We start from the raw sequence: 3,879 nt of genomic DNA, 5'->3' as shown, positions 1-3,879 counted from the left end.
GCGCCCCCCCCTGCCGCCGGTGTGGTTCCTGTTCGCGATCGCGTTCGTGACCGGCGTCGTCGCATGGAGCCCGAGGGACCTGAGAGTGGAGTGGTTCTCGCTGCCGCTCGGCGCGTTCCTCCTGCTCGCCGGCATCCATCGCCTGAGGCTGCGCACGACGGAGAGCGGCGGCGGTCTGCACGCGTGGCCGTCCGGGCACCACGGCTCCTGGCGCCTTCTCGCGCCAGGGATCATCACGATGATGAGTGCCTCCATCGTCGCCACGTTCACCGACCCGTTGACCTGGCGCGCGATCCTCGTCATGGTCCTCGCGCTCGCGGCGATCATGGTCGGAGCCGGCAGGCGTCTGGCGGCACCCTTCATCCTCGGCATGATCGTGCTCCCGATCGAGAACGTGTTCGTGTTCTCGGTGCAGATCGGCCGGGGAATAGAATCGATGCCGTGGTGGATCACGCTCGCCGTGATCGGGGCCGTGCTGCTCACCATCGCCGTCACCTATGAGCGGCGCAGCGGTGATGCGGACACGGTGGTCGCGCGGATACGCGATCTGCGTTGAGAACCGGCCCGCTCAGAGCGGGGACACGCCGACGAACCGCCGGATCCGCCGTCATTTGACCGCATACGTTACGCGGCATTACACTTGATCAGGTGTGTGCACGTCTCGGCGTGCCTGCACACGGGCGCCGGTCCATACCGGTCTGCCCCCACGGCATACCCATCACACCAAAAGCGCGCCTGATCAGGCGTGCCGGTGGGTCATGATGTGAAACCCATCACGCTGTCACCGTGCAGCATTATGAGGAGAGAACGTGCCAACCATTCAGCAGTTGGTTCGCAAGGGTCGCTCGCCCAAGGTCACCAAGACCAAGGCGCCGGCGCTCAAGTCGAACCCGCAGCAGGCCGGGGTATGCACCCGCGTCTACACCACCACCCCGAAGAAGCCGAACTCGGCGATGCGCAAGGTCGCTCGTGTGAAGCTGCGCAACGGGGCCGAGGTCACCGCCTACATCCCCGGCGAGGGCCACAACCTGCAGGAGCACTCCCTGGTGCTCGTCCGCGGCGGTCGTGTCAAGGACCTCCCCGGTGTGCGTTACAAGATCGTCCGTGGCGCCCTGGACACCCAGGCAGTCAAGAACCGTAAGCAGGCTCGTTCCCGCTACGGCGCGAAGAAGGGTTGAGTTAGATGCCTCGTAAGGGTCCCGCCCCCAAGCGCCCCGTCGTCAACGACCCGGTATACGGCGCTCCGATCGTCACCTCGCTGGTGAACAAGATCCTCGTCGACGGCAAGAAGTCGCTGGCAGAATCGATCGTCTACGGCGCCCTCCGCGGCGTCGAGGCGAAGAACAGCCAGGATGCCGTCGCCACCCTCAAGAAGGCGCTCGACAACGTGCGCCCCACCCTTGAGGTCCGCAGCCGCCGCGTCGGTGGCTCGACCTACCAGGTCCCGGTCGAGGTCAAGCCTCACCGTGCGAACACCCTCGCGCTGCGCTGGCTCGTCAGCTACGCCAAGGGTCGTCGTGAGAAGACCATGACCGAGCGCCTCCAGAACGAGATCCTGGATGCGTCGAACGGCCTGGGCGCAGCGGTCAAGCGTCGTGAGGACACTCACAAGATGGCCGAGTCGAACCGCGCGTTCGCTCACTACCGCTGGTAAACAGCTTCGCTCGGTCAGGGGCGCTCCCGCCCCTGACCGAGCATCCTTCACCTCGTCGTTCAGCGACATCTCGAAGATAAGGACACTCCTGTGGCACAAGACGTGCTCACCGACCTGAGCAAGGTCCGCAACATCGGCATCATGGCGCACATCGATGCCGGCAAGACCACCACCACCGAGCGCATCCTGTTCTACACGGGCGTCAACCACAAGCTCGGCGAGACGCACGATGGCGCCTCGACCACCGACTGGATGGAGCAGGAGAAGGAGCGCGGCATCACGATCACGTCTGCCGCCGTGACCTGCTTCTGGGACAAGAACCAGATCAACATCATCGACACCCCCGGTCACGTGGACTTCACGGTCGAGGTGGAGCGCTCGCTCCGCGTCCTCGATGGTGCTGTCGCCGTCTTCGACGGCAAGGAGGGCGTGGAGCCCCAGTCCGAGACCGTGTGGCGTCAGGCCGACAAGTACAACGTCCCGCGCATCTGCTTCGTCAACAAGATGGACAAGCTCGGCGCCGACTTCTACTTCACGGTCGACACGATCATCAGCCGTCTCGGCGCCAAGCCGCTCGTGATCCAGCTGCCGATCGGCGCGGAGAACGACTTCATCGGCGTCGTCGACCTCGTCGAGATGCGTGCACTCGTCTGGGCGGGTGACTCCAAGGGTGACGTGACCATGGGCGCCTCCTACGAGATCCGCGAGATCCCCGAGGACCTCAAGGAGAAGGCGGCCGACTACCGTCAGCAGCTCCTCGAGACCGTCGCCGAGACCGACGACGCGCTGCTCGAGAAGTTCTTCGGTGGCGAGGAGCTCACGACCGCCGAGATCAAGGGCGCGATCCGCAAGCTCACCGTCGCTTCGGAGATCTACCCGGTCCTGTGCGGTTCGGCGTTCAAGAACCGCGGCGTGCAGCCCATGCTCGACGCGGTCGTGGACTACCTGCCGAACCCCCTCGACGTCGGTGCCATCCAGGCGCACGACCCGAAGGACTACGACACGATCATCGAGCGCCACCCCGACTCGAACGACCCGTTCGCGGCACTCGCGTTCAAGGTCGCTGTGCACCCGTTCTTCGGTCGCCTCACCTACGTTCGCGTCTACTCGGGCCACCTCGACTCCGGCTCCGCGGTCATCAACTCGACCAAGGGTAAGAAGGAGCGCATCGGCAAGATCTTCCAGATGCACGCCAACAAGGAGAACCCGGTCCCCTCGGTCACCGCCGGAAACATCTACGCGGTCATCGGTCTGAAGGACACCACCACCGGTGACACCCTCACCGACCCGGCATCCCCGGTCGTCCTCGAGTCGATGACGTTCCCTGAGCCGGTCATCGAGGTCGCCATCGAGCCGAAGACCAAGGCCGACCAGGAGAAGCTGGGTGTCGCCATCCAGAAGCTCGCCGAAGAGGACCCGACCTTCCGCACCGAGCTCAACCCCGAGACCGGTCAGACGACCATCAAGGGCATGGGCGAGCTGCACCTCGACATCCTCGTGGATCGCATGAAGCGCGAGTTCAACGTCGAGGCGAACGTCGGCAAGCCCCAGGTGGCGTACCGCGAGACGATCCGCAAGACCGTCGAGAAGTACGACTACACCCACAAGAAGCAGACGGGTGGATCGGGTCAGTTCGCGAAGATCCAGTTCAACATCGAGCCGCTCGACCTGGACGCCGAGAAGACGTACGAGTTCGTGAACGCCGTCACCGGTGGTCGCATCCCGCGCGAGTACATCGGCTCCATCGATGCTGGTTTCCAGGATGCGATGAACGTCGGCGTCCTCGCCGGCTACCCGATCGTGGGCGTCAAGGCGACCATCGTCGATGGTGCGGCGCACGACGTCGACTCCTCGGAGATGGCGTTCAAGATCGCCGGGTCCATGGGCTTCAAGGAAGCTCTCCGTCGCGCCAACCCCGTGCTCCTCGAGCCGCTGATGGCCGTCGAAGTGCGTACTCCTGAGGAGTACATGGGCGACGTCATCGGCGACCTGAACTCGCGTCGTGGTCAGATCCAGTCGATGGAGGACGCCGCAGGCGTCAAGGTCGTCCGTGCACAGGTCCCGCTGTCCGAGATGTTCGGATACATCGGCGACCTGCGCTCGAAGACCTCCGGTCGCGCGGTCTACTCGATGGAGTTCCACTCCTATGCCGAGGTCCCCAAGGCTGTCGCCGAGGAGATCGTCCAGAAGACCAAGGGCGAGTAAGCCCTTCCGTCCGGGGGGGG

General features: G+C 64.7%; 4 protein-coding genes. All 4 read left to right on the top strand.

All coding sequences use genetic code 11. The features are described 5' to 3' along the window. The coding region (locus ACNPNP_RS02930) for an SCO7613 C-terminal domain-containing membrane protein (RefSeq protein WP_448964567.1) at window positions 1–556 on the top strand (556 nt) is incomplete at its 5' end. Between the two features lie 253 nt (window positions 557–809). Beyond that, complete coding sequence (gene rpsL / locus ACNPNP_RS02925) at window positions 810–1,178, top strand: 30S ribosomal protein S12 (protein ID WP_033106047.1); 369 nt, start codon at window positions 810–812, stop codon at window positions 1,176–1,178. Between the two features lie 5 nt (window positions 1,179–1,183). Beyond that, complete coding sequence (gene rpsG / locus ACNPNP_RS02920) at window positions 1,184–1,654, top strand: 30S ribosomal protein S7 (protein WP_033106048.1); 471 nt, start codon at window positions 1,184–1,186, stop codon at window positions 1,652–1,654. 90 nt (window positions 1,655–1,744) lie between these two features. Next, entirely contained in the window at window positions 1,745–3,859 is a 2,115-nt protein-coding gene (gene fusA / locus ACNPNP_RS02915) for an elongation factor G (protein WP_448964566.1), read from the top strand. Window positions 3,860–3,879: the final 20 nt, after the last annotated feature.

The organism is Microbacterium xerophyticum (assembly GCF_053543555.1).
The sequence above is the reverse complement of the archived record's forward strand: the minus strand, read 5'-3'. Positions and strand labels throughout refer to the sequence as shown.